Source organism: Pseudalkalibacillus sp. Hm43 (genome assembly GCF_054170705.1).
Map to the genome: position 1 here is coordinate 2,294,613 of NZ_CM135129.1, position 23,480 is coordinate 2,318,092.

The following is a 23,480-nucleotide window of genomic DNA, read 5'->3' on the forward strand; positions in this document are numbered from 1 at the left end:
CGTTGGATCCCCGTTTCTCTTTTTATTTGATGAAGCCTTTATAATGACGTTTAATTAATTGGCTTTCAATTTGTTTCATAGAATCAAGTGCAACACCGACCACAATCAATAGACTCGTTCCGCCGATTTGTAGCGATTGTGGAAGACCCGCGAACTTGATGAAAAAGATCGGCAGGATCGAAACAAGTGCCAAGAACATCGCTCCGACGAACGTCAGACGATAAAGGATTCGCACAATGTACGTTTCCGTGTTCTTTCCTGGACGGATTCCTGGAATGTATCCACCTTGTTTCTTCAAGTTCTCTGCCATTTGCTCAGGATTGACCTGAACGAATGTATAGAAATACGTGAATCCGATGATCAAGGCCGAATAAACGATCATTCCCACCGGCGTTGTATAATCAAAAGTCTGTGTGATAAATCGAGTCACTGCATTCTCATCAAAGAATCCCGCAATCGTTGGTGGTGCGATGATCAGTGAGATTGCAAAGATGACTGGAATTACCCCTGCAGCGTTCACCTTGATTGGAAGGTGCGTTTGCTGTCCTCCAACCGGCTTGTTGTTCACAACACGCTTCGCGTATTGGATCGGTATCTTACGGAGACCTTGTTGGATGAAGATGACGAATACAGTCAATGCAATGACTGCAAGCGCAATAAGTAGGACTTTTACGATACCGATGAACAATGTCTGTTCCGTACCCTCAAATTGTTGAGCGTAGAACTGGTTCACTGCACCTGGTACAGCTGCAACGATACCAGCAAAGATCAGAATTGAAATACCGTTTCCTACTCCATGAGCTGTAATCTGTTCACCCAACCACATCAAGAACGCAGTACCTGCCGTAAGGATCAAAGCAATCATCAGGTAAGTCGCGACATTCGGGTTTGGAATAAGTCCTGGAAACAAGTTGTTGAATCCGATAGACATTCCGATTGCCTGGACGAATCCAAGAACAATCGTACCATATCGAGTGAATTGAGCAAGCTTACGACGCCCTACCTCACCTTGCTTCGACCATTCGGTGAACTTCGGCACAACATCCATCTGTAACAACTGGACGATGATTGATGCTGTGATGTATGGCATGATACCCATTGCAAAAATGGAATAGTTTTGCAGGGCTCCGCCACCAAACGTATTCAGGAATCCGAATACGTTCATTTGATTTTGAAAATCAAGTACTGTCTTGTCTACATTCGGGACTGGAATGAATGTTCCGATCCGGAAGATGACAAGCATTGCTAGTGTGAATAACACTTTATTTCTTATATCACTTACGCGCATAATGTTGGAGATTGTACGGAACATTACATCACCTCAGTGTTTCCGCCCGCTGCTTCGATTGCTTCTTTCGCAGAAGCAGAAAACTTGTGAGCTTTGACAGTCAACTTCGTTTCTAGTTTCCCGTTTCCAAGAATCTTCACTCCGTCTTTCAACTTGCTGATTACGCCAGTTTCAAGAAGAAGTTCAGGGGTTACTTCTGTACCCTCTTCAAAACGGTTCAACGTTTCTAGGTTCACGACCGCATACTCGACGCGAGATGGGTTTGTGAATCCACGTTTTGGCAAACGACGTGCAAGTGGGTTTTGTCCACCCTCGAATCCTGGGCGTACTCCGCCGCCAGAACGAGCGTTTTGCCCCTTGTGTCCACGTCCACTTGTTTTACCGTTACCTGATCCGATTCCACGTCCAACACGATTGCGTTCGCGACGAGAACCTTCAGATGGCTTTAGTTCATGAAGTTTCATTATCGGCACCTCCTCATGATTTATATCGTCTTATTAAGCGTTGATTTCTTTAACTGTTACAAGGTGAGACACTTTGTTCACCATACCACGAATCGCTTCGTTGTCTTCGTGTACGACTGTTTGGTGCATCTTACGCAATCCTAGTGTCTTCACTGTAACACGTTGATTTTCCGGACGACCAATTAAACTACGAGTGAGGGTGACTTCTAATTTCTTAGCCATTCAAATTCCCTCCTTAACCTAATAGATCTTCAACTGATTTGCCGCGTAGCTTCGCAACATCTTCAGCTTTTTTGAGATTTTTTAGTCCTTCGATTGTTGCACGGACCATGTTGATCGGGTTGTTTGATCCTAGTGATTTAGAAAGGATGTCACCAACTCCAGCCAACTCTAGTACCGCACGTACAGGTCCTCCAGCGATGACTCCTGTACCCTCAGATGCAGGCTTCAATAATACGTTCCCTGCTCCATAACGTCCGTTGATTTGGTGAGGAAGTGTTGTACCAACGATCGGTACAGTTACTAAGTTTTTCTTTGCATCCTCAATTGCCTTGCGGATCGCTTCTGGTACTTCTTGTGCTTTACCAGTACCGAATCCAACATGACCGTTTTTATCTCCTACTACCACAACCGCAGCAAAACGAAAGCGACGTCCACCTTTAACAACCTTTGCAACACGGTTAACGGTAACAACACGTTCTTCAAGTTCTAGTTTGTTTGGATCGATTGCACGCATGATTGAGTTTCCCTCCTTCTATTAAAATTGTAGTCCTGCTTCGCGAGCTGCGTCAGCTAATGCTTTGACACGTCCGTGATAGATATATCCACCGCGGTCGAATACGACTTCTTTGTGTCCAGCTTCAACTGCGCGCTTTGCGATTGCTTCGCCGACTTTCTTAGCAGCTTCAACATTTCCGCCATTCTCAACTTCTACATCGTTATCCATTGTAGAAGCAGACGCTAACGTTACTCCGTTTTCATCGTCGATCAACTGAGCGTAGATGTGCTTAGATGAACGGAATACGTTCAAGCGAGGACGTTCTGCTGTTCCGAAAATACTACGGCGTACACGAGCATGTCGTTTCTTACGCGCAACATTTTTATCAGGCTTTGTAATCATCCTACGCCACTCCTTTCCGTAATCTTACGTTACTATTTACCAGTCTTACCTTCCTTACGACGAACATATTCTCCTTCGTAACGGATACCTTTCCCTTTATACGGTTCAGGAAGACGAATAGAGCGAATATTCGCTGCAACAGCACCAACACGTTCTTTATCGATACCTTTGACGATTACTTTCGTATTCGCAGGTACTTCGATTTCGATTCCTTCTTCAGGAACGATTTCCACTGGATGAGAGTATCCAACGTTCAAGACTAGTTTGTTACCAGATTTGTTTGCACGATATCCGACACCGACTAGTTCAAGAGACTTTTCGTATCCGTTGGAAACACCGTGGATCATGTTGTCGATCAAGCTAACAGTTGTTCCATGAAGCGCTTTGTGATCTTTGTGCTCACTTGGACGCTCACATGTCACTTCGTTTTCTTGGATGTTGATTTTCATATCTGGACTGAAAGAGCGAGTCAATTCACCTTTTGGTCCTTTAACAGTAACGACGTTGTTACCTTTGTTCTCGACGGTTACGCCGCTTGGAATTTGTAATCTTCTGTTACCAATACGAGACATTCAGCTGCACCTCCATTCTTTCTTTCTTTTATTACCAAACGTATGCTAAGACTTCTCCGCCAACTTGTTGGTTACGAGCGTCTTTGTCTGTCATAATTCCTTTTGATGTAGAAACTAGAGCAATTCCTAGTCCACCAAGTACACGTGGTACCTCATAAGCTTTCGCGTAGACACGCAAACCAGGCTTACTGATTCTCTTAAGGCCCGTAATAACACGTTCGTTGTTTGGACCATACTTTAAGAAAATACGGATAACACCTTGCTTGTTATCTTCGATTAGCTCTACGTCACGTACGAAGCCTTCGCTCTTAAGGATTTCTGCGATCTCTTTCTTTAGCTTGGATGCAGGAACCTCTAATTTATCGTGACCTACAGTGTTCGCATTACGAATGCGAGTTAACATATCTGCAATTGGATCTGTCATGACCATTACTAATTACCTCCTTCCCGTCAACGGGGTTTACCAACTAGCTTTTTTGACGCCAGGGATTTGACCTTTATATGCAAGTTCGCGGAAACAAATTCTGCAAAGCTTGAACTTACGGATTACGGAATGCGGACGTCCGCAGCGTTCACAACGAGTGTATTCTTGTACTTTGAACTTCTGCTTACGCTTTTGTTTAGCGATCATTGATTTTTTCGCCACAGTTTTCCCTCCTTTGGCTCATTATTTTTGGAATGGCATACCTACTTGAGTAAGTAGTTCACGAGCCTCTTCGTCTGAGTTTGCAGTAGTTACGATAACGATATCCATACCGCGCACTTTGTTGACCTTATCATAATCGATCTCTGGGAAAATAAGCTGTTCTTTCACACCAAGTGTGTAGTTTCCACGACCGTCGAATGATTTCTTAGAAATACCACGGAAGTCACGTACACGTGGAAGAGAAACGCTGATTAGTTTGTCTAGGAAATCGTACATACGCTCACCGCGTAATGTAACTTTCGCACCGATTGGCATACCTTCACGAAGTTTGAATCCAGCGATGGATTTCTTCGCTTTCGTAACAACCGGCTTTTGACCAGCGATTTCAGTCAATTCTTCAACTGCAACGTCAAGTGCCTTCGCGTTGGAAACAGCATCTCCTAGTCCCATGTTGATTACGATCTTATCGATTTTTGGTACTTGCATTACTGAGCTATATTCGAACTTCTCTTGTAGAGAAGGAACGATTTCTTGCTTGTATCTTTCTTGTAGACGATTCATTCTAGGTAACCTCCTTTCACCTTTGCTTATTTATCAAGAGCTTCCCCTGATTTTTTAGCAACTCGTACTTTCTTTCCGTCCTTTTCTTCATGACCTACGCGTGTAGGTTCTCCAGACTTAGGGTCAATCGGCATAACGTTAGAAGCGTGGATTGAAGCTTCAACATTAAGGATTCCACCTTGTGGATTATCTTGAGAAGGTTTAGCGTGTTTTTTAACGACGTTCACTCCTTCAACGATCACACGGTTTTCCTTTGGTAATGCTTGAAGGATCACACCTTGCTTCCCTTTATCCTTACCTGAGATAACTTGAACTTTATCGCCTTTTTTCACGTGCATTTTAGGCATAGCGGCTTGCGCACCTCCTTACAAGACAATGCTTGAAATTCAATTATTAGAGTACTTCTGGCGCTAGTGAAACGATTTTCATGAATTGGTTGTCACGTAGTTCACGTGCAACTGGTCCGAAAATACGTGTTCCTCTTGGGCTCTTGTCATCACGTACGATGACTGCAGCGTTCTCGTCAAAGCGGATGTAAGATCCGTCTGGACGGCGCACACCGCGCTTAGTACGTACGACAACCGCGCGTACAACGTCACCCTTCTTAACAACGCCGCCTGGTGTTGCAGATTTAACAGAACACACAATCATATCACCGATGTTTGCATACTTACGTCCAGATCCACCGAGGACCTTGATCGCTAGTAGTTCACGAGCTCCAGAGTTGTCAGCAACTTTTAAACGGGATTCTTGTTGAATCATTTACGTGTACCTCCTTTCGGACTGAAAGTATCGATCCGAAACTTTTATTAGATAATGATGGATTCTTCTACCACTTCTACTAAACGGAAACGCTTGTCTTTAGACAATGGACGAGTTTCCATGATTCGAACGATGTCACCCATTTTAGCGGTGTTGTTCTCATCGTGCGCCTTGAACTTCTTAGAGTACTTAACGCGCTTTCCGTACAATTGGTCATTTTTATAAGTTTCAACTAGTACTGTGATCGTCTTATCCATTTTGTCGGATACCACACGACCTACATATACTTTACGTTGGTTGCGTTCGCTCATTTTTTAAGTCCTCCCTTCAATTTAGGCGTTCGTAATTCCGAGCTCACGTTCGCGCAATACAGTCTTTGCACGTGCAATGGCTTTGCGGACTTCACGAATGCGGGCAGGGTTTTCTAATTGGCCAGTTGCTAATTGAAAGCGAAGGTTGAATAGCTCTTCTTTAAGAGTTTTAACGTTCTGTTCGATTTCTGCAGTGGTTAAATTACGGAAATCATTAGCTTTCATTTGTGTCACCACCCACTTCTTCGCGTTTTACAAATTTCGTTTTGATTGGAAGCTTGTGAGATGCAAGACGAAGAGCTTCACGAGCTACTTCCTCTGATACTCCAGCTACCTCAAACATGATTTTCCCAGGCTTTACAACTGCTACCCATCCTTCAGGAGCACCTTTACCAGAACCCATTCGGACTTCTAGAGGCTTCGCTGTGTAAGGCTTAGAAGGGAAAATTTTAATCCATACTTTACCGCCACGCTTCATGTAACGCGTCATCGCGATACGAGCTGCTTCGATCTGGCGGTTTGTGATCCATGACGCTTCTACTGCTTGTAGACCGTATTCACCGAAAGCGACTTCTTGGCCGCCTTTAGCGCGTCCGCGCATTTTACCACGGTGTTCTCTACGATATTTAACACGTTTTGGCATCAACATAATTATTTTCCTCCTTCCTCTTGTTTCGTTCCTTTCGTTGGAAGGACTTCACCACGATAGATCCAGACTTTAACTCCCAATTTACCGTAAGTTGTGTCTGCTTCTGCAGTTCCATAGTCGATGTCTGCACGAAGCGTGTGAAGCGGAACAGTTCCTTCGCTGTAAGATTCAGAACGAGCGATATCAGCGCCACCAAGACGTCCTGATACTTCCGTTTTAATACCTTTCGCACCTGCGCGCATTGCACGTTGGATTGTCTGTTTCATTGCACGACGGAATGAAATACGGTTCTCAAGTTGACGAGCAATGTTTTCAGCAACAAGTTTAGAATCAAGATCAGCTTGTTTGATTTCAAAGATATTGACATGAACTCGCTTACCAGTCAAGTCGTTCAGGGATTTACGAAGTGCTTCGACTTCAGAACCACCTTTACCGATGACCATTCCTGGCTTAGCAGTTTTAACTGTGATGTTTACACGGTTTGCTGCACGTTCGATTTCAACTGCAGATACTGCAGCGTCTTTCAAGCGAGTTTCAATGTATTCACGAATTTTGATGTCTTCATGTAATAGATCTGCGTAGTCTTTGTCTGCGTACCATTTTGATTCCCAGTCACGGATGACGCCGACACGAAGACCTACTGGATTTACTTTTTGACCCACGATTTATCCCTCCTTCTTTTCTGATACCACGATTGTGATGTGGCTTGTGCGTTTGTTGATACGGCTTGCACGACCCATAGCACGTGGGCGGAATCGTTTCAATGTTACACCTTCATCAACATAAGCGGTTTTGATTACAAGGTTGTTAGGCTCCATTTCGTAGTTGTGTTCTGCATTTGCGATCGCAGAGTTCAACACCTTTTCTACAATTGGAGATGCACCTTTGTGCGTATGACGCAAGATCGCAATCGCTTCTCCAACTTCCTTTCCTCGAATGAGATCGACGACTAGGCGAGCTTTACGAGGAGCAATTCGAACCTGTTTTGCAACAGCTTTAGCTTCCATTCCGAGTACCTCCTCTCTTGTTAACGTCTTGTTTTCTTATCATCAGCAGCGTGGCCTTTGTACGTACGTGTTGGAGCGAATTCTCCCAACTTGTGTCCGACCATGTCTTCTGTCACGTACACTGGCACATGCTTACGTCCGTCATAAACGGCAATTGTGTGTCCGATGAACTGTGGAAAAATAGTAGATCGACGAGACCAAGTCTTGATGACTTTCTTGTCGTTGGTTTCACCTTGTGCTTCAACTTTTTTCATTAGATGGTCATCTACGAAAGGTCCCTTTTTCAAACTACGACCCATTCTAGTACCTCCCTTCGCGATTGCGCTACGGTTCGTTTGAACCGTAGTTCAATCCCGTTATTTTTTACGACGACGTACAATATACTTGTCACTTGGCTTGTTCTTCTGACGAGTCTTGTAACCAAGAGTTGGTTTGCCCCAAGGTGACATTGGTGACTTACGTCCGATTGGCGCGCGTCCTTCACCACCACCGTGTGGGTGATCACTAGGGTTCATAACAGAACCACGAACTGTAGGGCGCTTACCTAACCAGCGAGAACGTCCAGCTTTACCGATGTTGATCAATTCGTGCTCAAGGTTTCCTACTTGACCGATTGTCGCACGGCAAGTCAATAGGATACGACGAGTTTCTCCAGAACGAAGACGTACTAGTGCGTAACGCTCTTCTTTACCTAGAAGTTGTGCTTCAGCACCTGCAGAACGTACAAGCTGTCCTCCGCGACCAGGCTTCATTTCGATATTGTGGATTGTTGTACCCACTGGGATATCTTTAAGAGCCATTGCGTTACCATTCTTGATGTCCGCGTCTGGTCCTGACATTACTTCTTGTCCTACTGCCATACCTTTAGTTGCAAGGATGTAACGTTTTTCTCCGTCAGCATAGTGGACTAGTGCGATGTTTGCAGAACGGTTCGGATCATATTCGATCGTAGCAACGCGCCCTGGTATTCCATCTTTGTCACGTTTGAAATCGATGATACGATACTTACGCTTGTGGCCTCCACCTTGGTGACGAGTAGTAATACGCCCGTGGTTGTTACGTCCAGCTTTTTTGCTAAGTGGCGCTAACAACGACTTTTCGGGTTGGTCTGTTGTAATTTCACTAAAATCAGATGACGTCATGTGACGACGACCATTTGTTGTTGGTTTATACTTTTTGATAGCCATTTTACGGTCCCTCCTTTACGAGTAGGTTTATACTCCTTCGAAGAAATCGAGTTCTTTACTATCAGATGTCAACTGAACAATCGCTTTTTTGCGCTTAGCAGTGAATCCGAAGTAACGACCTACACGTTTCTTCTTTCCTTTATAGTTTTGAGTGTTAACATTTTCGACTTTCACACCGAAAATCTCTTCAATTGCGTTTTTGATCTGGGTTTTGTTCGCGCGAGGGTCAACCTCGAACGTGTACTTTCTGTCACCCATGATTTCTGTAGAACGTTCAGTGATAACGGGGCGCTTGATAATTTCACGTGCGTCTGCCATTATGCGAGCACCTCCTCTACCTTTTCTACAGCATCTTTCGTCATGAATAGCTTGTCGTGGTTCAACACATCCAAGACGTTTACACCGTCAGCAGTGATCAGTGTTACTCCAGGGATATTGCGAGCAGATAAAGCTGCAAATTCGTTATAGTCAGCTGTAACGACGAGCGTTTTAGATGCTGAAGAGAAGTTTGCTAATACACTAGCCATTTCTTTTGTCTTTGGAGCATCAAATTTAAGATCTTCCAAGACAACCATGTTGTTCTCTTGCACTTTAGATGATAGTGCAGATTTGATTGCTAAACGACGTACTTTTTTAGGAAGCTTGTAGCTGTAGCTTCGTGGTGTTGGACCGAATACAGTTCCACCGCCTACCCATTGTGGTGAACGGATTGATCCTTGACGAGCACGGCCAGTTCCTTTTTGACGCCAAGGCTTACGACCTCCGCCTCGTACCGCAGAACGGTTTTTGACAGCGTGAGTTCCTTGACGAGTTGAAGATTGTTGCATTACAACAGCTTCAAAAAGCACGTGGTTATTTGGCTCAATACCAAATACATTGTCATTCAATTCGATTTCTCCGATTTCAGAACCGGATTGGTTAAATAGCGTTACTTTTGGCACCGGTGTATCCTCCTTTCTTACTTAGCTTCTTTTGCCTTAACAGCAGATTCGACAGTAACGTAGCTCTTCTTCGCTCCAGGTACGTTACCTTTGATCAATAGTAGATTACGGTCTGTGTCGACCTTAACGATTTCAAGGTTTTGAACAGTAACTGTCTTGCCGCCCATACGTCCAGGTAGTTTTTTACCTTTGAATACGCGCATTGGGTCAACAGCACCCATTGAACCAGGACGACGGTGGTAACGAGAACCGTGAGTCATCGGTCCGCGAGATTGTCCGTGTCGCTTGATTGCACCTTGGAATCCTTTACCTTTTGATGTTCCAGTGACGTCTACACTGTCGCCTTCCTGGAAAATATCTACTTTGACTTCCTGACCAACTTCATAACTTCCGAGTTCTACTCCGCGAAGTTCTTTAACGTAGCGCTTAGGGTTTGTGTTTGCTTTTTCAGCATGGCCCTTTGCAGGTTTGTTGGTACGAGATTCTTTCTTGTCAGCATAACCGATTTGGATTGCTTCGTAGCCGTCGTTTTCAGCTGTCTTCACTTGTAGAACAACGTTAGAACTAGCTTCAACAACAGTTACTGGAATCACTTCACCGTTCTCTGCAAAGATTTGTGTCATACCGATCTTCTTACCTAAGATTCCTTTGGTCATTCGTCACACCTCCTAAAATATGAAAAATTTAATTTGTTTTATAGCTTGATTTCGATGTCAACGCCAGATGGTAGATCCAAACGCATAAGTGAATCAACAGTCTGAGGCGTTGGCTCGATGATGTCGATCAAACGCTTGTGAGTACGCATTTCGAATTGCTCACGAGAATCTTTGTACTTGTGTACAGCTCGCAAGATTGTGTATACAGACTTTTCAGTTGGTAGTGGGATTGGTCCCGATACCTTAGCACCAGATCGCTTTGCAGTTTCAACGATCTTTTCACCGGATTGGTCTAGAATGCGGTGATCATAAGCCTTTAAACGAATACGAATCTTTTGCTTTGCCATTATTTCCCCTCCTTCTCGTCCATTAAATATAGACAATTCTCAGTAGAAATTTACCGAACGTTCCCGCCATGGCAAAGGGGCCGGGTGTGTCCGCAACCTTCTACTTCATCGCTAGATGGCCAACATTACTGATTATACTAGAGTTGCAAGGGTTTTGCAACATCTCCAGAACAATAATGTTTCAGCCACACTTGAACAATTATAAAGGTTTCGCCTATGTTTTGCAAGGTTTTTTTGGGTTATATGATAAATTTCGCGGTTGGAAAAATATTGTTGAGGGCAAGTGGTGATTTTACGTTGCGCAGGCTATGTTTTGAGGCGATTTGTGTAGGTGGTGAATGGGTGTTTTAGAAAAATGAGTTGAGGTTTTAAAAAAACAGAGTGCGGTCTTAGAAAATTCGGGTGGAGTTTTAGAAAAAACCACAGGTGTTTTGTAAAAACGAGGAATCGTTTTAGAAAACGCCAAATTCCACACTCTTTTCATCAATAGAAAAAAGCACTCCCCGAAAGGAGTGCTTTTGATCTCAATAATCTATCGACTATTCGATGATTGTTGAAACGACACCAGCACCTACAGTACGTCCACCCTCACGGATAGAGAACTTAGTACCGTCTTCGATCGCGATTGGCGCGATTAGTTCAACAGTCATTTCGATGTTGTCGCCAGGCATTACCATTTCAGTTCCTTCTGGAAGCGCGATTGTTCCAGTTACGTCCGTAGTACGGAAGTAGAACTGAGGACGGTAGTTAGCGAAGAATGGAGTGTGACGTCCACCTTCTTCTTTTGATAGAACATAAACTTCAGCTTTGAACTTAGTGTGAGCTTTAACTGTTCCTGGTTGAACAAGAACTTGTCCACGCTCGATGTCTTCACGGGATACACCACGAAGTAGTGCACCGATGTTGTCACCAGCTTCAGCGTAGTCAAGAAGCTTACGGAACATTTCTACACCAGTTACTGTAGTTTTCTTAGGCTCTTCAGTAAGACCAAGGATTTCGATTTCGTCTCCAACTTTAACCTTACCACGCTCAACACGACCAGTAGCAACTGTTCCACGTCCAGTGATTGAGAATACGTCCTCAACTGGCATCATGAATGGCTTGTCGTGGTCACGTTCTGGAGTTGGGATGTACTCATCAACCGCATCCATTAGTTCAAAGATTTTAGCTTCCCAATCAGCGTCTCCTTCAAGAGCTTTAAGAGCAGAACCTTTGATTACAGGTACATCGTCACCAGGGAAGTCGTACTCAGAAAGAAGGTCACGTACTTCCATTTCTACTAGTTCAAGTAGTTCTTCGTCGTCTACCATGTCACACTTGTTCATGAATACAACAAGGTAAGGTACACCTACTTGACGAGATAGAAGGATGTGCTCACGAGTTTGTGGCATTGGGCCATCAGCAGCAGAAACAACAAGGATTCCGCCGTCCATTTGTGCAGCACCTGTGATCATGTTCTTAACGTAGTCAGCGTGTCCTGGGCAGTCAACGTGAGCATAGTGACGGTTGTCAGTTTCGTACTCAACGTGTGCTGTCGCGATTGTGATTCCACGCTCACGCTCTTCTGGTGCACCGTCGATTTGGTCGTATGCACGAGCTTCACCTTTACCAGACTTCTTGTGAAGTACTGTAGTGATCGCAGCAGTTAGTGTAGTTTTACCATGGTCAACGTGTCCAATTGTACCAATGTTAACGTGGTCTTTGGAACGATCGAATTTTTCTTTACCCATGAGTATGTTCCTCCTTTAAATATGAAAATGGTTTAGTTTTATTTGTAAGATAGGTGAAAGGCTATGTCTCACCTATCTTAGCTTACAATAAATGTACTTCATTGTACAAGTCGTAAACGATTACTGACCGCTTACTTTTTTGATGATTTCTTCAGAAATCGACTTCGGTACTTCTTCGTACTTTTCAAAGTGCATTGTGTACGTTCCACGACCTTGCGTTCTAGAACGTAGAGTCGTAGCGTAACCAAACATCTCAGAAAGAGGTACCATTGCGCGGATAACTTGAGCGTTACCACGTGCTTCCATACCTTCAACTCGTCCACGGCGAGATGTTACATCTCCCATGATGTCTCCCATGTACTCTTCTGGAACGACGACTTCAACTTTCATCATCGGCTCAAGAAGAACTGGGCTACAGTATTGCTTAGCATTCTTCAATGCCATAGATCCAGCAATCTTAAATGCCATTTCGTTGGAGTCGACATCGTGGTAAGAACCGTCGAAGATTGTTGCTTTAACGTCGATTACTTGATATCCAGCAATCATACCGTTTTGCAATGCTTCCTCGACACCATTTTGTACCGCCGGAATGTATTCACGTGGTACAACTCCACCAACGATCTTGTTGACGAATTCAAATCCTGCACCCTCTTCGTTTGGTTCGAACTCAATCCAAACGTGTCCGTATTGTCCACGTCCACCGGATTGTCGTACGAACTTACCTTCAACTTTCGCAGCTTTGCGGATAGTTTCACGGTAAGCAACTTGAGGAGCACCAACGTTTGCTTCAACTTTGAACTCACGCTTCAAACGGTCTACGATGATGTCAAGGTGAAGTTCACCCATACCAGAGATGATCGTTTGACCAGTTTCTTGGTTTGTTTCAGTTTTGAAAGTTGGATCCTCTTCAGCCAATTTCGCAAGAGCGATTGCCATCTTGTCTTGGTCAGCCTTTGATTTAGGCTCAACAGACAATGAGATAACTGGCTCAGGGAAGTCCATGGATTCAAGGATGACTGCGTCACCTTCATCACATAGTGTGTCCCCTGTTGAAGTATCTTTCAATCCAACTGCAGCAGCGATGTCCCCTGCGTATACAGTTGAGATTTCTTCACGGGAGTTAGCGTGCATTTGTAGGATACGTCCTACACGCTCACGCTTGTCCTTCGTAGAGTTTTTGATGTATGAACCTGAATCTAATGTTCCAGAGTACACACGGAAGAAAGTAAGCTTACCAACGTAAGGATCTGTCATTACCTTAAATGCTAAGGCAGAGAAAGGACCGTTATCGTCAGCTTCTCGTGTTACTTCCTTTTGTTCTTCATCTCCAGCGATGAAACCTTTGATTGGAGGTACATCTAATGGAGAAGGCAAGTAGTCAAGGGCAGCGTCTAGTACAAGCTGAACACCTTTGTTTTTAAATGCTGAACCACATAGTACTGGGTAGAATTCAACGTCTACAGTACCTTTACGGATTCCAGCTTTCAGTTCTTCAACTGTTAGCTCTTCACCTTCTAAATACTTCATCATGAGTTCTTCATCTAGTTCAGCAACTGCTTCAACTAGTTTACCATGATACTCTTCAGCAAGTTCTTTGTACTCATCTGGGATTTCACCAGCTTTTGTACGTGTACCAAGGTCATCTTCATAGAAATAAGCTTTCATTTCAACAAGATCGATGATTCCTTCGAAGTCATCTTCAGCACCGATTGGAAGCTGGATCGCATGTGCGTTAGCACCTAGGCGTTCGCGTAGTGTTCCAAGGGAGTAGATGAAGTCTGCTCCGATTTTGTCCATCTTGTTGATGAATACAACACGTGGTACGTGGTATGTCGTCGCCTGACGCCATACAGTTTCTGTTTGAGGCTCAACACCAGATTGAGCATCAAGTACCGCTACCGCACCATCAAGTACACGCAATGAACGTTCAACTTCAACTGTGAAGTCTACGTGTCCAGGTGTGTCGATGATGTTGATACGGTGGTCTTTCCATTGAGCAGTTGTCGCAGCGGAAGTGATTGTGATTCCACGCTCCTGTTCCTGCTCCATCCAGTCCATTTGTGAAGCTCCTTCGTGAGTTTCACCAATTTTGTGGATACGACCAGTGTAAAATAGAATACGCTCAGTCGTAGTTGTCTTACCGGCATCGATGTGAGCCATGATACCGATATTACGTGTATCTTTCAAGGAGAACTCTCTTGCCATTTGGGTCTTTCTCCTTCCTAAAATGGGATTGATAGTTTTTTATAAAGTAGATCTTACCAACGATAGTGAGCGAATGCTTTGTTCGCTTCAGCCATCTTATGCATGTCTTCACGCTTCTTCACAGATGCACCAGTGTTGTTTGCAGCATCCATGATTTCGTAAGCCAAGCGCTCTTCCATGGTCTTTTCACCACGAAGACGAGAGTAGTTTACCAACCAACGAAGTCCAAGTGTTGAACGACGCTCAGGGCGTACTTCAACTGGTACTTGATAGTTTGCACCACCGACACGGCGAGCTCTTACTTCAAGAACTGGCATGATGTTCTTAAGTGCTTGATCAAGTACTTCCATTGGATCTTGGTTCGTTTTCTCTTGAACGATGTTGAATGCATTATATAGAAGCTTTTGCGCTACACCTCTTTTTCCATCAACCATGATTTTGTTGATTAGGCGTGTCACAAGCTTAGATTTATAAATTGGATCTGGTAATACATCACGACGTTCTACAGGTCCTTTACGAGGCATGTGGTCCCCTCCTTCCTTAAATTGTTCCTATTGGATTAAGCTATCAGCTTATTTCTTTTCATCTTTAGGTTTCTTCGTTCCATACTTAGAACGACCTTGACGACGGTCATTGACTCCAGCAGTGTCAAGCGCACCACGAACGATGTGGTAACGTACCCCTGGTAAGTCCTTAACACGACCTCCGCGGATCAATACAACACTGTGTTCTTGTAGGTTGTGACCAATTCCAGGAATGTAAGCTGTAACTTCAATCTGGTTAGTCAAACGAACACGCGCGTATTTACGTAGTGCAGAGTTCGGTTTCTTAGGCGTCATTGTACCAACACGTGTACAAACACCACGTTTTTGTGGAGAAGAAAGGTCAGTGTTCGCTTTCTTGAAGCTGTTGTAACCTTTGTTCAATGCTGGTGAGTCAGACTTTTTACCTTTTGAGTGACGACCTTTACGTACTAATTGGTTAATAGTAGGCATTCTGTTTATCCTCCCTTCTTTCTTCGTATTCCTAGCCCACACATCCAGGTGGTTCATTTTTGGACAAAATAAAGTTTTTGCCCAGGGCGGGGACCGCCCCGGCAAAAACATTTTATCCTATTATCGCAACCGTTGCAGCCCCGACATCGATTCCACAAGCTTTTCCAAGCTTTTTCATAGATTCGACGTTTGAGACAGGAACGCTTTTCTCTTTTGCGATGTGAACGACTTTATTCGTTACACGCTGATCTGCATCATCCGCAACGATTAGCTCTTTCACTTCCCCATTCTGAAGGGCTTTTATTGTTTGCTTTGTGCCAACAATAACATTTGTCGCCTGCATTACTTTTTCATAAGACATTTGGTTTTGATATCCTCCAAAGCTACAGGTTTTAGATGGAAGCACTACGTTATATTATCAAAATCGAAAAATGTTGTCAACAACACTTTATTAATCTTGTGTAACGAGTTCTTCCGTCACGACTGCTTCTTCATTCGCTTCCACTTCGGAACTTTCCCCGGATGGAACGATGTTGCGGTATCGCGACATACCCGTTCCTGCAGGTACTAGTTTACCGATGATGACATTCTCTTTCAAGCCGAGTAATTCATCACGCTTACCTTTGATGGCTGCGTCTGTAAGAACTCTTGTCGTTTCCTGGAAGGATGCAGCAGACAAGAATGATTCTGTCTCAAGAGATGCTTTCGTGATACCGAGCAAGATCGGTCGACCGGTAGCCGGTTGGCCGCCTTCCAATAGAACACCTGTGTTGACGTCAGTGAAATTGTTGATGTCGACGAGTGATCCCGGAAGAACTTTCGTATCTCCTGCTTCGATGACACGGATCTTACGCATCATTTGACGAACCATTACCTCGACGTGCTTATCGCCGATTTCAACCCCTTGCATACGGTATACCTTTTGAACTTCACGCAACAGGTAGTTTTGAACAGCGTCTACGCCGGAAACTTTCATCAATTCTTTCGGATCGATGGAACCTTCTGTCAGTTCTTGACCAGCGACGATCTGATCGTCCACTTTTACCTTTATGCGGGCACCGTATGGGATTGTGTAGTTTCGTGATTCCGCTTCACCTTGTACGGTGATTTCGCGTTTTTCACGAACTTCATTGATTGCAGTAACCGTTCCGTCAAGTTCAGAAATGACAGCTTGACCTTTAGGGTTACGCGCTTCGAACAATTCTTGGATACGCGGAAGACCTTGTGTGATGTCGTCTCCAGCAACCCCACCTGTGTGGAATGTACGCATCGTAAGCTGTGTACCTGGCTCACCGATGGATTGTGCAGCGATGATTCCGACTGCTTCTCCAACTTCCACTTCAGAACCGGTTGCAAGGTTACGTCCGTAGCAAAGCTTACATACGCCGTGGCGCGTGTTACATGTAAATGCTGAACGGATGACGACTTCTTCGATTCCAAGATCGATGATTTCTTTCGCGATATCTTCTGTAATCAGGTCATTACGACCAACGACGACAGAATCGTTTTCCGGATGATGGATCGTCTTGAACGCAACACGTCCAACGAGACGCTCATCAAGCGGTTCAATGACTTCATTTCCTTCTTTGATCGCTTTGACCGTAAGTCCACGGTCTGTTCCACAATCTTTTTCACGGACGATGACATCCTGTGCCACGTCTACAAGACGACGAGTCAGGTAACCTGAGTCAGCTGTCTTAAGTGCTGTATCGGCAAGACCTTTACGCGCACCGTGAGTGGAAATGAAGTATTCAAGTACCGTCAGACCTTCACGGAAGCTGGACTTGATCGGAAGTTCGATGATTCGACCAGCCGGGTTCGCCATGAGTCCACGCATACCTGCAAGCTGAGTGAAGTTTGATGCGTTACCACGGGCACCGGAGTCACTCATCATGAAGATCGGGTTATATGGATCCAAGGAAACCATCAGTTTCTCCTGAATGACATCTTTCGCATTACTCCAAATCGAAATGATGCGGTCATAACGTTCTTCTTCCGTAATCAAACCTCTGCGGAATTGTTGCATAACTTTCGTTACTTTCTCTTCCGCCTCTTCAAGGATTTCCTTCTTCTCAGCAAGGACAACGATGTCAGATACACCAACTGTAATACCTGCTTTCGTTGCATACTTGAATCCAAGGTCCTTCATACGGTCTAGCATCTTAGAGGTTTCAGTGATCTTGAATCGCTTGAATACCTCAGCGATGATTTTACCTAATATACCTTTTTTGAAAGGTGTGATGAGCTCACGGCTGTTGATTTCTTCTTTTACATCAACTGTCGGATCGACGAAGTACTTCTCAGGAGTCGCAACTTCCAAGTTATATTCTGTCGGTTCATTGATGTATGGGAATGACGGAGGCAAGATTTCGTTGAAGATCAACTTACCAACCGTAGTAATCAATAATTTGCGATTTTGCTCTTCAGTAAACGATCCTTTACCGAGTGCTTTTGCTGGAATCGCAACACGCGTATGAAGGTGTACATATCCATTTTGGTATGCAGTGAGCGCTTCATTCGTGTCGTTGACGACCATTCCTTCACCAATCGCTTCTTTTCTTTCAAGAGTCAGGTAGTAGTTACCTAATACCATATCCTGTGAAGGTGTAACGACCGGTTTACCATCTTTCGGGTTCAGGATGTTCTGCGCAGCAAGCATGAGCAAGCGAGCTTCCGCTTGTGCTTCTGCTGATAATGGAACGTGGACAGCCATTTGGTCACCGTCAAAGTCCGCGTTGTACGCTGTACAAACAAGCGGGTGAAGACGGATCGCGCGTCCTTCGACCAATGTCGGTTCGAACGCTTGAATTCCCAAACGGTGAAGCGTTGGTGCACGGTTCAAGAGAACTGGATGTTCTTTGATGACTTCTTCAAGTACATCCCAAACTTCCGGTTGAACACGTTCAACTTTACGTTTTGCACTCTTGATGTTGTGTGCCAAGCCTTTGCTGACCAATTCTTTCATGACGAATGGCTTGAACAGCTCAAGCGCCATTTCTTTTGGTAGTCCACATTGGTACATTTTCAAGTTTGGCCCTACGACGATAACGGAACGACCAGAGTAGTCGACACGTTTACCGAGAAGGTTTTGACGGAAACGACCTTGTTTACCTTTCAACATGTGAGAAAGGGACTTCAATGGACGGTTTCCTGGTCCAGTGACAGGTCGACCACGACGACCGTTGTCAATCAATGCATCGACTGCTTCTTGCAACATACGTTTTTCGTTTTGAACGATGATGTTCGGTGCACCAAGGTCCAATAGACGCTTCAAACGGTTGTTACGGTTGATGACACGACGGTATAGGTCATTCAAGTCAGAAGTAGCGAAACGTCCACCATCTAATTGGACCATCGGTCGCAATTCAGGCGGGATGACTGGAAGTACGTCCAAGATCATCCATGAAGTCAGGTTTCCAGAGTGACGGAAAGCTTCTAGAACTTCAAGACGCTTGATGGCACGTGTTCTTCTTTGTCCTTGTGCCGTCTTCAACTCTTCTTTCAGAACTTCGACTTCTTTATCAAGGTCGATGTCTGCGAGTAGTTTTTTGATGGATTCCGCACCCATTTGTGCAGTGAATCCTTGACCATATTTTTCACGGTACGCACGGTATTCTTTTTCAGATAGCAATTGTTTCTTTTCGAGTGGTGTCTCACCTGGTTCGGTTACGACCCAAGAAGCGAAGTAGATGACTTCTTCCAACGCTCTTGGAGACATATCCAATACGAGACCCATACGGCTAGGAATACCTTTGAAATACCAAATGTGAGAAACAGGAGCAGCTAGTTCAATGTGCCCCATGCGCTCACGTCGAACTTTTGCTCGAGTCACTTCTACACCACAGCGGTCACAAACGACGCCCTTATAACGGACGCGCTTGTATTTTCCACAGTGACACTCCCAGTCTTTTTGAGGACCGAAGATTCTTTCACAGAAAAGCCCATCTTTTTCAGGCTTCAATGTACGATAGTTGATCGTTTCCGGCTTCTTAACTTCACCGCGTGACCAAGAGCGGATCTTATCAGGTGAAGCAAGACCTATTTTCATATACTCAAAGTTATTTACATCGATCAAGGGGTCTACCTCCCTTATGATATGCTGCTATACCCTTATTCACCGACAGGTTGGGTTTCTACGTTCAAGTTCAATTTATCGTTAGGGTTTTCCTCATCTTCATCAATCTCACGCATTTCGATTTCTTGTTCGTCACTCGTGAGCATCTTGACATCCATACCGAGACTTTGAAGCTCTTTGATCAAGACTTTGAATGATTCTGGAACACCAGGCTCAGGAACGTTTTCACCTTTGACAATCGCTTCATATGTCTTCACACGGCCGACAACATCATCTGATTTGACAGTGAGGATCTCTTGGAGCGTGTATGCTGCACCGTATGCTTCAAGTGCCCATACCTCCATCTCACCGAAACGTTGTCCACCGAACTGCGCTTTACCACCAAGTGGTTGTTGCGTGACAAGCGAGTAAGGTCCAGTAGAACGAGCGTGTAGCTTATCGTCTACCATGTGAGCAAGCTTGATCATATACATGACTCCGACAGAGATACGGTTATCGAACGGCTCTCCTGTTCGACCATCGTAAAGTACTGTCTTACCATCTCTTGATAGGCCTGCTTCATCTAACGTTGCCCAAACATCTTCTTCACGCGCTCCATCAAATACCGGCGTAGCCATGTGAAGGTTCAATTCACGAGCAGCCATTCCGAGGTGAAGCTCCAATACCTGACCGATATTCATACGAGATGGAACCCCAAGAGGATTCAACATGATATCGATCGGCGTTCCATCTGGAAGATACGGCATATCTTCTTCAGGTAGGATTCTAGAGATAACACCTTTGTTTCCGTGACGGCCGGCCATCTTATCTCCTTCATGGATCTTACGCTTCTGTACGATGTAAGCACGTACGAGTTGATTCACACCTGGAGGTAATTCATCCCCATCTTCACGGTTGAATACTTTCACATCGTGTACGATTCCATCTCCACCGTGCGGTACACGTAATGAAGTGTCTCGTACTTCACGCGCTTTTTCTCCGAAGATCGCGTGCAATAGACGTTCCTCAGCTGTCAGTTCTGTTACACCTTTTGGCGTTACTTTACCGACTAGGATATCTCCGTCTTTCACTTCTGCACCGACACGGATGATTCCGCGTTCGTCAAGATTCTTAAGCGCATCTTCACCAACGTTCGGAATGTCGCGTGTAATTTCTTCTGGTCCAAGTTTCGTGTCTCGTGCTTCTGATTCATATTCTTCAATGTGAATTGAAGTATAAACATCATCTTTCACAAGACGCTCGCTCATGATGACCGCATCCTCATAGTTGTAACCATCCCAGGTCATGAATCCTACGAGTACGTTACGACCAAGTGCGAGTTCGCCTTTTTCCATAGAAGGACCGTCTGCAAGGATTTCACCTTTCGTTACGCGGTCTCCCTCGCTTACAATCGGCTTCTGGTTATAACATGTTCCTTGGTTGGAACGGATGAATTTCATCAAGTTATAGCGGTCAAGGTCGCCTTTTACTTCCTTGCCGTCGACTGTTTCAATACGACGCACGTAAACCGTAGCGGCAGATACTTTCTCTACAATTCCTTCGTACTTACAGATGACTGCAGCACCAGAGTCTTTTGCAGAGACGTGTTCCATACCTGTACCGACAATCGGTGATTCCGGTACCATCAACGGTACAGCTTGTCGTTGCATGTTCGCACCCATCAATGCACGGTTCGAGTCGTCATTTTCAAGGAACGGGATACATGCAGTCGCTGCAGAGACAACCTGCTTAGGAGATACATCCATATAGTCGATCTTGTCACGTTTTGCAATCGTGTTCTGATCACGGTAACGTGCGATGACTTCCTCATCAAGGAAGGATCCATCTTCACCTAGTTTCGCATTTGCCTGAGCGACAACATAGTTATCTTGCTCATCTGCAGTCAAGTAGTCGATCTGCGCAGTCACTTTCCCTGTTTCAGGATCGACACGACGGTATGGCGTTTCAATGAAACCATACTCATTCACTTTCGCATAACTTGAAAGTGAGTTGATCAGTCCGATGTTCGGACCTTCCGGCGTTTCGATCGGACACATACGTCCATAGTGGGAATAGTGAACGTCACGCACTTCAAATCCAGCACGTTCACGCGTCAGACCACCAGGTCCTAGTGCAGAAAGACGACGTTTGTGTGTCAGCTCTGCCAATGGATTCGTTTGATCCATGAATTGAGAGAGCTGAGAGCTTCCGAAGAACTCTTTGATAGAAGCGATAACCGGACGAATGTTGATCAACGCTTGTGGTGTGATCGAATTCGTATCCTGGATTGACATACGCTCACGTACGACACGCTCCATACGAGAAAGTCCGATACGGAATTGGTTTTGCAACAATTCACCTACTGAGCGTAGTCGACGGTTACCTAAGTGATCGATATCATCCGTTAGTCCGACGCCATGCAATAGGTTGAAGAAATAGTTGATTGCTGAAATGATATCAGCCGGCGTAATATTCTTGATTGTACGATCGATCTCACCATTTCCGATAACGTTGATGACTTGATCGGTTTCACCTTCTACAGGTGAATATATTTTAATAGACTGAAGACGGATCGTTTCATCTTCAATGACACCACCAGCCGGTGTCACTTCTTTAAATGAATCTTGGTTTTCGAGCATAGGTAGAATACGCTCTAGCAATCGACGATCAAGAACCGTTCCTTCTTCCGCGATGACTTCCCCTGTTTCAGGGTCCGCAATCGTTTCAGCCAAACGCTGATTGAAAAGACGGTTTTTGATGTGAAGCTTTTTATTGATCTTATAGCGTCCAACGTTTGCAAGATCATATCGTTTCGGATCAAAGAAACGGGACTCTAATAGACTTTTTGCGTTATCAACTGTAGGGGGTTCTCCAGGACGTAAACGCTCATAAATTTCAAGAAGCGCTTTTTCAGTACCTTCTGTGTTGTCTTTCTCAAGTGAATTACGTAGGTACTCATCTTCCCCTAGCAAATCGATGATTTCTTGATCAGAACCGAACCCTAATGCACGCAACAAGACCGTTACCGGTATTTTTCGAGTACGGTCGATTCGAACATGCACGACATCTTTCGCATCTGTTTCAAGCTCTAACCAAGCGCCTCGGTTTGGAATTACCGTAGCTGTGAAACCTCTCTTGCCGTTTTTGTCCAATTTTTGATTATAATAAACGCTCGGTGAACGGACGAGCTGTGAGACGATTACGCGTTCTGCTCCGTTGATAATGAATGTTCCTGTGTCCGTCATAAGAGGGAAATCTCCCATGAAGACCTCTTGCTCTTTCACTTCGCCTGTCTCTTTATTGATCAGGCGTACCTTAACACGAAGCGGCGCCGCATAAGTGACGTCCCTTTCTTTGGACTCCTCGACAGAATACTTAGGCTCTCCTAAACTATAATCGATAAATTCAAGCACCAAGTTACCTGTGAAATCCTCAATTGGAGAAATGTCGTGGAACATTTCTCTCAAACCCTCATCAAGAAACCATTGATAGGAGGAAGTTTGGATTTCAATGAGGTTTGGAAGTTCCAAAACTTCATTAATTCTTGCATAGCTTCTCCGTTGGCGGTGGCGTCCAAACTGAATGAGTTGACCTGTCAACTGATTCACCCCTCAAATCCAGCATAGTATCGTCATACAACTAGTTTTTAAGGAAAACTAGAAAAAAACATAGCAACGCCTTATTTGTGTTGGCGGTTGCTCATCTATCTTTCAACCCTGGCAGATGACAGTGTAAGAGCGGATCCTGATTCAGAATCCATCTGAACGTCATATGTACCAGAGGAAAAAAGAAAAACTTGGCTAGTGCCAAGCTCAAACAGCGGCAATAGCCTTAAATCCTAAAGGCTTACTAAAGGCTCTTGCACAAACTCTTTGAAAGTAGCGTTTCACCACTTTCATAAGGTGCAAAAAGAAAAAAAGGGTCATATAACCTCATTTTTTCCAAACAAACAAATGATTATACTATTTTTCCCATACCTTTTGAT

29 protein-coding genes are annotated in these 23,480 nt (G+C 44.6%); all 29 read right to left on the reverse strand.

Annotation, left to right across the window (positions count from 1 at the left end; genetic code table 11):
- Positions 1-22: 22 nt before the first annotated feature.
- Complete coding sequence (gene secY, locus ACXQIQ_RS12225; protein ID WP_439302389.1) at positions 23-1,312, reverse strand: preprotein translocase subunit SecY; 1,290 nt, start codon at positions 1,310-1,312, stop codon at positions 23-25.
- Positions 1,312-1,752 carry a 50S ribosomal protein L15 gene (gene rplO / locus ACXQIQ_RS12230; protein ID WP_439302388.1) on the reverse strand — a complete coding sequence of 147 codons (441 nt, stop codon included), beginning with the start codon at positions 1,750-1,752 and terminating at the stop codon, positions 1,312-1,314. Before rplO ends, secY begins: the two co-directional genes overlap by 1 nt.
- A gap of 33 nt (positions 1,753-1,785) precedes the next feature.
- Positions 1,786-1,974, reverse strand: coding sequence for a 50S ribosomal protein L30 (gene rpmD, locus ACXQIQ_RS12235; RefSeq protein ID WP_226552433.1), 189 nt, complete (start codon positions 1,972-1,974; stop codon positions 1,786-1,788).
- Between the two features lie 13 nt (positions 1,975-1,987).
- On the reverse strand, positions 1,988-2,488 hold the full coding sequence (rpsE, locus tag ACXQIQ_RS12240; RefSeq protein WP_439302387.1) for a 30S ribosomal protein S5: 501 nt from the start codon (positions 2,486-2,488) through the stop codon (positions 1,988-1,990).
- A gap of 21 nt (positions 2,489-2,509) precedes the next feature.
- Positions 2,510-2,872 (reverse strand): 50S ribosomal protein L18, encoded by a 363-nt coding sequence (gene rplR / locus ACXQIQ_RS12245; RefSeq protein WP_439302386.1) that lies wholly within the window; start codon positions 2,870-2,872, stop codon positions 2,510-2,512.
- A 32-nt stretch (positions 2,873-2,904) separates the two neighbouring features.
- On the reverse strand, positions 2,905-3,444 hold the full coding sequence (gene rplF, locus ACXQIQ_RS12250) for a 50S ribosomal protein L6 (RefSeq protein WP_439302385.1): 540 nt from the start codon (positions 3,442-3,444) through the stop codon (positions 2,905-2,907).
- 31 nt (positions 3,445-3,475) lie between these two features.
- Positions 3,476-3,874: a 30S ribosomal protein S8 gene (gene rpsH, locus ACXQIQ_RS12255; RefSeq protein ID WP_226552424.1), complete on the reverse strand. Its 399-nt coding sequence runs from the start codon at positions 3,872-3,874 to the stop codon at positions 3,476-3,478.
- A 30-nt stretch (positions 3,875-3,904) separates the two neighbouring features.
- Positions 3,905-4,090, reverse strand: coding sequence for a 30S ribosomal protein S14 (gene rpsN, locus ACXQIQ_RS12260; protein WP_225067067.1), 186 nt, complete (start codon positions 4,088-4,090; stop codon positions 3,905-3,907).
- A gap of 21 nt (positions 4,091-4,111) precedes the next feature.
- Positions 4,112-4,651, reverse strand: coding sequence for a 50S ribosomal protein L5 (gene rplE, locus ACXQIQ_RS12265; RefSeq protein ID WP_226552422.1), 540 nt, complete (start codon positions 4,649-4,651; stop codon positions 4,112-4,114).
- A gap of 26 nt (positions 4,652-4,677) precedes the next feature.
- Complete coding sequence (rplX, locus tag ACXQIQ_RS12270) at positions 4,678-4,989, reverse strand: 50S ribosomal protein L24 (protein ID WP_226552477.1); 312 nt, start codon at positions 4,987-4,989, stop codon at positions 4,678-4,680.
- 55 nt (positions 4,990-5,044) lie between these two features.
- Positions 5,045-5,413, reverse strand: coding sequence for a 50S ribosomal protein L14 (gene rplN / locus ACXQIQ_RS12275; RefSeq protein WP_226552420.1), 369 nt, complete (start codon positions 5,411-5,413; stop codon positions 5,045-5,047).
- 47 nt (positions 5,414-5,460) lie between these two features.
- Positions 5,461-5,724, reverse strand: coding sequence for a 30S ribosomal protein S17 (gene rpsQ / locus ACXQIQ_RS12280; RefSeq protein ID WP_226552418.1), 264 nt, complete (start codon positions 5,722-5,724; stop codon positions 5,461-5,463).
- A 21-nt stretch (positions 5,725-5,745) separates the two neighbouring features.
- Positions 5,746-5,949 (reverse strand): 50S ribosomal protein L29, encoded by a 204-nt coding sequence (gene rpmC / locus ACXQIQ_RS12285; RefSeq protein WP_225067063.1) that lies wholly within the window; start codon positions 5,947-5,949, stop codon positions 5,746-5,748.
- Positions 5,939-6,373, reverse strand: a complete 435-nt coding sequence (gene rplP, locus ACXQIQ_RS12290) for a 50S ribosomal protein L16 (RefSeq protein WP_226552415.1) — start codon at positions 6,371-6,373, stop codon at positions 5,939-5,941. Before rplP ends, rpmC begins: the two co-directional genes overlap by 11 nt.
- Before the next feature lie 2 nt (positions 6,374-6,375).
- Entirely contained in the window at positions 6,376-7,035 is a 660-nt protein-coding gene (rpsC, locus tag ACXQIQ_RS12295) for a 30S ribosomal protein S3 (RefSeq protein WP_226552413.1), read from the reverse strand.
- A 3-nt stretch (positions 7,036-7,038) separates the two neighbouring features.
- Positions 7,039-7,380, reverse strand: coding sequence for a 50S ribosomal protein L22 (rplV, locus tag ACXQIQ_RS12300; protein ID WP_226552411.1), 342 nt, complete (start codon positions 7,378-7,380; stop codon positions 7,039-7,041).
- Between the two features lie 20 nt (positions 7,381-7,400).
- The gene (gene rpsS, locus ACXQIQ_RS12305) at positions 7,401-7,679 is read right to left on the reverse strand and encodes a 30S ribosomal protein S19 (protein ID WP_439302384.1); all 279 of its coding nucleotides are present in this window, start codon (positions 7,677-7,679) and stop codon (positions 7,401-7,403) included.
- 57 nt (positions 7,680-7,736) lie between these two features.
- Positions 7,737-8,567, reverse strand: a complete 831-nt coding sequence (gene rplB / locus ACXQIQ_RS12310) for a 50S ribosomal protein L2 (RefSeq protein WP_226552408.1) — start codon at positions 8,565-8,567, stop codon at positions 7,737-7,739.
- 27 nt (positions 8,568-8,594) lie between these two features.
- A complete protein-coding gene (gene rplW, locus ACXQIQ_RS12315) occupies positions 8,595-8,885 on the reverse strand; it encodes a 50S ribosomal protein L23 (protein WP_439302383.1) in 291 nt (96 codons plus the stop codon).
- Positions 8,885-9,508 (reverse strand): 50S ribosomal protein L4, encoded by a 624-nt coding sequence (gene rplD, locus ACXQIQ_RS12320; protein WP_439302382.1) that lies wholly within the window; start codon positions 9,506-9,508, stop codon positions 8,885-8,887. The genes rplW and rplD overlap by 1 nt, the downstream gene beginning before the upstream one ends.
- 17 nt (positions 9,509-9,525) lie before the next feature.
- Positions 9,526-10,164 (reverse strand): 50S ribosomal protein L3, encoded by a 639-nt coding sequence (gene rplC / locus ACXQIQ_RS12325; RefSeq protein ID WP_439302381.1) that lies wholly within the window; start codon positions 10,162-10,164, stop codon positions 9,526-9,528.
- A 38-nt stretch (positions 10,165-10,202) separates the two neighbouring features.
- On the reverse strand, positions 10,203-10,511 hold the full coding sequence (gene rpsJ / locus ACXQIQ_RS12330; protein ID WP_221569190.1) for a 30S ribosomal protein S10: 309 nt from the start codon (positions 10,509-10,511) through the stop codon (positions 10,203-10,205).
- A gap of 539 nt (positions 10,512-11,050) precedes the next feature.
- Positions 11,051-12,241 carry an elongation factor Tu gene (gene tuf / locus ACXQIQ_RS12335; protein ID WP_439302380.1) on the reverse strand — a complete coding sequence of 397 codons (1,191 nt, stop codon included), beginning with the start codon at positions 12,239-12,241 and terminating at the stop codon, positions 11,051-11,053.
- Positions 12,242-12,361: 120 nt separating this feature from the next.
- Positions 12,362-14,446 (reverse strand): elongation factor G, encoded by a 2,085-nt coding sequence (gene fusA / locus ACXQIQ_RS12340; RefSeq protein ID WP_439302379.1) that lies wholly within the window; start codon positions 14,444-14,446, stop codon positions 12,362-12,364.
- A gap of 53 nt (positions 14,447-14,499) precedes the next feature.
- Positions 14,500-14,970, reverse strand: a complete 471-nt coding sequence (gene rpsG / locus ACXQIQ_RS12345) for a 30S ribosomal protein S7 (protein WP_226552396.1) — start codon at positions 14,968-14,970, stop codon at positions 14,500-14,502.
- Positions 14,971-15,018: 48 nt separating this feature from the next.
- Positions 15,019-15,441, reverse strand: coding sequence for a 30S ribosomal protein S12 (gene rpsL, locus ACXQIQ_RS12350; RefSeq protein ID WP_226552394.1), 423 nt, complete (start codon positions 15,439-15,441; stop codon positions 15,019-15,021).
- Positions 15,442-15,553: 112 nt separating this feature from the next.
- Positions 15,554-15,802: a 50S ribosomal protein L7ae-like protein gene (locus ACXQIQ_RS12355; protein WP_226552392.1), complete on the reverse strand. Its 249-nt coding sequence runs from the start codon at positions 15,800-15,802 to the stop codon at positions 15,554-15,556.
- A 90-nt stretch (positions 15,803-15,892) separates the two neighbouring features.
- Positions 15,893-19,516 (reverse strand): DNA-directed RNA polymerase subunit beta', encoded by a 3,624-nt coding sequence (gene rpoC, locus ACXQIQ_RS12360; RefSeq protein WP_439302378.1) that lies wholly within the window; start codon positions 19,514-19,516, stop codon positions 15,893-15,895.
- A gap of 35 nt (positions 19,517-19,551) precedes the next feature.
- Positions 19,552-23,094 carry a DNA-directed RNA polymerase subunit beta gene (rpoB, locus tag ACXQIQ_RS12365; protein WP_439302377.1) on the reverse strand — a complete coding sequence of 1,181 codons (3,543 nt, stop codon included), beginning with the start codon at positions 23,092-23,094 and terminating at the stop codon, positions 19,552-19,554.
- Positions 23,095-23,480 lie beyond the last annotated feature (386 nt).

Bases quoted from the DNA above. Each gene is read 5' to 3' on its own strand.
- tuf (WP_439302380.1), bottom strand. From the start codon at position 12,241: ATGGGTAAAGAAAAATTCGATCGTTCCAAAGACCACGTTAACATTGGT.
- rpsL (WP_226552394.1), bottom strand. From the start codon at position 15,441: ATGCCTACTATTAACCAATTAGTACGTAAAGGTCGTCACTCAAAAGGT.
- rplC (WP_439302381.1), bottom strand. From the start codon at position 10,164: ATGACCAAAGGAATCTTAGGTAAGAAGATCGGTATGACACAAATCTTT.
- rplF (WP_439302385.1), bottom strand. From the start codon at position 3,444: ATGTCTCGTATTGGTAACAGAAGATTACAAATTCCAAGCGGCGTAACC.
- rpsE (WP_439302387.1), bottom strand. From the start codon at position 2,488: ATGCGTGCAATCGATCCAAACAAACTAGAACTTGAAGAACGTGTTGTT.
- rpsH (WP_226552424.1), bottom strand. From the start codon at position 3,874: ATGGTCATGACAGATCCAATTGCAGATATGTTAACTCGCATTCGTAAT.
- rplR (WP_439302386.1), bottom strand. From the start codon at position 2,872: ATGATTACAAAGCCTGATAAAAATGTTGCGCGTAAGAAACGACATGCT.
- rplP (WP_226552415.1), bottom strand. From the start codon at position 6,373: ATGTTGATGCCAAAACGTGTTAAATATCGTAGAGAACACCGTGGTAAA.
- rplO (WP_439302388.1), bottom strand. From the start codon at position 1,752: ATGAAACTTCATGAACTAAAGCCATCTGAAGGTTCTCGTCGCGAACGC.
- rplN (WP_226552420.1), bottom strand. From the start codon at position 5,413: ATGATTCAACAAGAATCCCGTTTAAAAGTTGCTGACAACTCTGGAGCT.
- rpsJ (WP_221569190.1), bottom strand. From the start codon at position 10,511: ATGGCAAAGCAAAAGATTCGTATTCGTTTAAAGGCTTATGATCACCGC.
- rpmD (WP_226552433.1), bottom strand. From the start codon at position 1,974: ATGGCTAAGAAATTAGAAGTCACCCTCACTCGTAGTTTAATTGGTCGT.
- rpsQ (WP_226552418.1), bottom strand. From the start codon at position 5,724: ATGAGCGAACGCAACCAACGTAAAGTATATGTAGGTCGTGTGGTATCC.
- rplE (WP_226552422.1), bottom strand. From the start codon at position 4,651: ATGAATCGTCTACAAGAAAGATACAAGCAAGAAATCGTTCCTTCTCTA.
- ACXQIQ_RS12355 (WP_226552392.1), bottom strand. From the start codon at position 15,802: ATGTCTTATGAAAAAGTAATGCAGGCGACAAATGTTATTGTTGGCACA.
- rplW (WP_439302383.1), bottom strand. From the start codon at position 8,885: ATGGCAGACGCACGTGAAATTATCAAGCGCCCCGTTATCACTGAACGT.
- rplV (WP_226552411.1), bottom strand. From the start codon at position 7,380: ATGGAAGCTAAAGCTGTTGCAAAACAGGTTCGAATTGCTCCTCGTAAA.
- secY (WP_439302389.1), bottom strand. From the start codon at position 1,312: ATGTTCCGTACAATCTCCAACATTATGCGCGTAAGTGATATAAGAAAT.
- rpsG (WP_226552396.1), bottom strand. From the start codon at position 14,970: ATGCCTCGTAAAGGACCTGTAGAACGTCGTGATGTATTACCAGATCCA.
- rplB (WP_226552408.1), bottom strand. From the start codon at position 8,567: ATGGCTATCAAAAAGTATAAACCAACAACAAATGGTCGTCGTCACATG.
- fusA (WP_439302379.1), bottom strand. From the start codon at position 14,446: ATGGCAAGAGAGTTCTCCTTGAAAGATACACGTAATATCGGTATCATG.
- rplX (WP_226552477.1), bottom strand. From the start codon at position 4,989: ATGCACGTGAAAAAAGGCGATAAAGTTCAAGTTATCTCAGGTAAGGAT.
- rpsS (WP_439302384.1), bottom strand. From the start codon at position 7,679: ATGGGTCGTAGTTTGAAAAAGGGACCTTTCGTAGATGACCATCTAATG.
- rpmC (WP_225067063.1), bottom strand. From the start codon at position 5,949: ATGAAAGCTAATGATTTCCGTAATTTAACCACTGCAGAAATCGAACAG.